This is a genomic window from Pseudoalteromonas piscicida (assembly GCF_002744175.1).
GTDB classification, from domain to species: Bacteria; Pseudomonadota; Gammaproteobacteria; order Enterobacterales; family Alteromonadaceae; genus Pseudoalteromonas; species Pseudoalteromonas piscicida_B.
The window spans coordinates 1-2,892 of the sequence record NZ_NKHF01000156.1 but is presented as its reverse complement, the minus strand read 5'-3'; the positions used below and the strand labels follow the sequence as shown (position 1 = coordinate 2,892).

Genomic DNA, 2,892 nt, shown 5'->3' with positions numbered 1-2,892 from the left:
CGACTTCTGGGTTCGTCGTTGCGAAAGCATTGTTCGAAAATACGATTACATATAAAGCCATCAATGCTAACAATTGTTTTTATTATTTCACTTAATTTTATATAAATAAGGGTCAGGCCTCACAAAACAGGACCTGACCGAGATGTTTTTAAATGTTATAAAGTATTAAAAATGGCACACCTTTTCTAAACAAAAATTATCACCCCATATAAACAGCTAATTCTCATACCTTTCCTTGACAACTTTAGAACTATCAATATTTACATGATAAAATAAAGGGCTATCATCTTTTGAAGTAATAAAAAGCAACTCTTCACTATCTGCTCTTTCTACTACTTGCTTTAGAAATCCACCACCCTCTCTATGAATACCTTTATAAATATTGAATACTTTATTTAAAAAACCTTCAGAAATTTTACTTTTTTCAATGTTAAAAATAACATAATCCGAACTTTGACAATTTACACCTGCATCACTAAAAAGAATCTTCTCACTAACATAAAAGTCACCCTTTACGTATGTAACACGTATTTTCTTTTTTGAGCAATATCCAAATTCAACCTTACTTTCAGAAAAAACTTCAACAACATCTTCTCTGAAATTGTTTTTACTAATACTATATTCATTAACCTCCAATGCGTTAGCTGAATATATTGTTAGCAGGAAAATGAAAATTAAGTTTCTACTCAAAACCAGCCCTCCTATAAGCATCAAACAACCTTTTTAAATCATTATGCTGAGAGAAACTTTTATTTGCATCATATGACATAATACTTCCTGAATTCTCAGGCTGGTGTGATAAACCTAAAAGATGTCCTAATTCATGCGCTCCAGTGGTTTCATTAGCTCTCCAAGGTACCATCTCAATCACATTGCCAGAACCAACTTTTGCCCTAGCAGCCGCATCCCAAACATCTCCAGCACTGCAGGGGGTTGGACACTCATTAATTATTAAGTTAGCATTTTCCAAGTCAGGTGCTAATGATATGTTTGAAGATATTTCGACTTCATATTTATCATTATACTTGGCTTTACCTTTTAAACTACTCTTTAACAATTCAACCTGCTCATTTTAGTGAGCTTTACGGCGGAAATTAACCTTATCGACACTCAGCTTGGGTCGTTAGCATTAAGTTCCGATGAAACACTTCCCCTCAAGCTAAAGCAAATGTAACCCCCCATTTTAAGCAGTAGTTATTCGTAGAATTAGTTAACCGCTTGCGTTAAATATTTGGGCGGGATGAGCCTTTCATTAGTTGTAAATCCAAGGCCACTCAGTTGCAAATCTTTGTGCCTGATCAACGCTATCGAACATGTGTAAATCCAGCGATTCGCGACGAACTGTTCGATGAAAGCATTCTGAGTTAGCTTACTGGGCTGGATATACAGAAGCGTTATTTTCTGCTTTTCAGCCCAACCCGTTAACTCAGCCGAAATATTGACAAGTAGGTAGTGATAAAGCGGGTGCTATTAGATCAGACAAGAGGCGGGTGTTAAATCCTTTTTACTAAGTGCGATCTCGCCGTGGATTACGATTTTTATCGTCAGGATTCTACTCCAGCGCTTAACAACGCGAAGCGCTGAGTAATAGCTGAACCATAGATAAAAATAATGCTCAGTCTGAATTGCTTTGGTTCGGCCAGCCTGAGCATTAAAACGTTAATATTCTAGTTCGACTACTTGTAGTTAAACTTAAAAATATAAGAAGCTAAAGCTTACTTCACTTCCCATATTTATACTTACTGTACTCATTATAAACCTCACAGCTCTCATTAACGATTTCATAGCCATCATTATAAGAAATAGAATATCTATTTGACACTTCAAGATAACCAGACAAAGGCCAATGACTTTGATCTTCTAAAATCAAAGAAATAAATTTACCACTTAATTGAACGTGGCACTTATTCACTTTCTTTATATTTTCTTCACTCAACCCTTTAACTTTAACTCTTTCTTTACCCCTGGTATAACAGGTCTCCATATCCATGCAAAGGTACCCTCCCTCATCGGTACTTAAAAAATAACCAGACAGCTTAATTTCTTCTGAATTATAACTTTCAGGAGATGTTATTAAGTTAATAAAACTCAAATAAGGAGTGTTACTCGCTGACGATTTATAGGGAAAAAGTAGCATTATTAAAATTATCATTTTTATCATTTTTATCATTTTTATCATTTACATGTTCCTACTATGCAAGATTGATATTGATTATAATCTTTGGGTTGTAAAGGCCAAGAAACAGAAGGGGCATCCCAAACACTCATATGTGCTTTTCCATTAGAGCCAACAGAACTGACATAACCGACTTTCCACATTTTGTGGGAGTCTTTACCAGTGCCTTTTGACGCATAATGACTGCCCGATTTGTGTGTATGCCAATCAGCATTATCAGATATTGCAGTTGCGTCATAATATGCTCCCCCTGTGGGGATAATTGATGGACCCAAATCTACAAATGCAGAATGTTCACTCGTTACCACTTCACCAATAGCCCAACCTGTTTTTGAACCATAAATTTTTCCAATATTAGCACCAACCTCAGCTCCATATTTATCTTGAAGGTGTCCAGCATTATCATTTAGCCATCTTGCAGCTGCTTCATGAGATTCAAATAAACCCTCTTTCAATTTAGCTTCCCTTTTTGCATTCACACTACCTAGTTCATCATACAAAGCCTTTTTATTTTCTGGTGAGTCATTAAAAGTATTATTTTCATGGGTATCATGTCTTTCTGAACTCCTTTCACTTTTCGATTCAACCTTATGCCCATCCGTATCAACTGCTCCCTGCTCTTTTCCAATACTATTCACGGCCATACCAATCCCAGCCATCGCTAGGTTAAGCGCCTGACCTTGCGCCCAACTCTTCGCATATCCACCTACAAAGTT

At 36.2% G+C, this 2,892-nt stretch carries 4 protein-coding genes; all 4 read right to left on the bottom strand.

All coding sequences use genetic code 11. The annotated features are described in order from the left end of the window. Positions 1-216: 216 nt before the first annotated feature. Positions 217-690, bottom strand: a complete 474-nt coding sequence (locus CEX98_RS22255) for a hypothetical protein (RefSeq protein WP_099644138.1) — start codon at positions 688-690, stop codon at positions 217-219. Then, complete coding sequence (locus CEX98_RS22250) at positions 683-1,057, bottom strand: hypothetical protein (RefSeq protein ID WP_099644137.1); 375 nt, start codon at positions 1,055-1,057, stop codon at positions 683-685. The genes CEX98_RS22255 and CEX98_RS22250 overlap by 8 nt, the downstream gene beginning before the upstream one ends. A 663-nt stretch (positions 1,058-1,720) precedes the next feature. Next, the gene (locus CEX98_RS22245) at positions 1,721-2,179 is read right to left on the bottom strand and encodes a hypothetical protein (protein ID WP_099644136.1); all 459 of its coding nucleotides are present in this window, start codon (positions 2,177-2,179) and stop codon (positions 1,721-1,723) included. Then, positions 2,176-2,892: hypothetical protein (locus tag CEX98_RS22240; protein ID WP_206780903.1), on the bottom strand; the 717-nt coding region annotated here is incomplete at its 5' end. The genes CEX98_RS22240 and CEX98_RS22245, both read right to left, overlap by 4 nt.

Excerpts from the sequence above, each read along its gene's own strand:
- CEX98_RS22245 (WP_099644136.1), bottom strand. The coding sequence starts at position 2,179 with ATGATAAAAATGATAAAAATGATAAAAATGATAATTTTAATAATGCTA.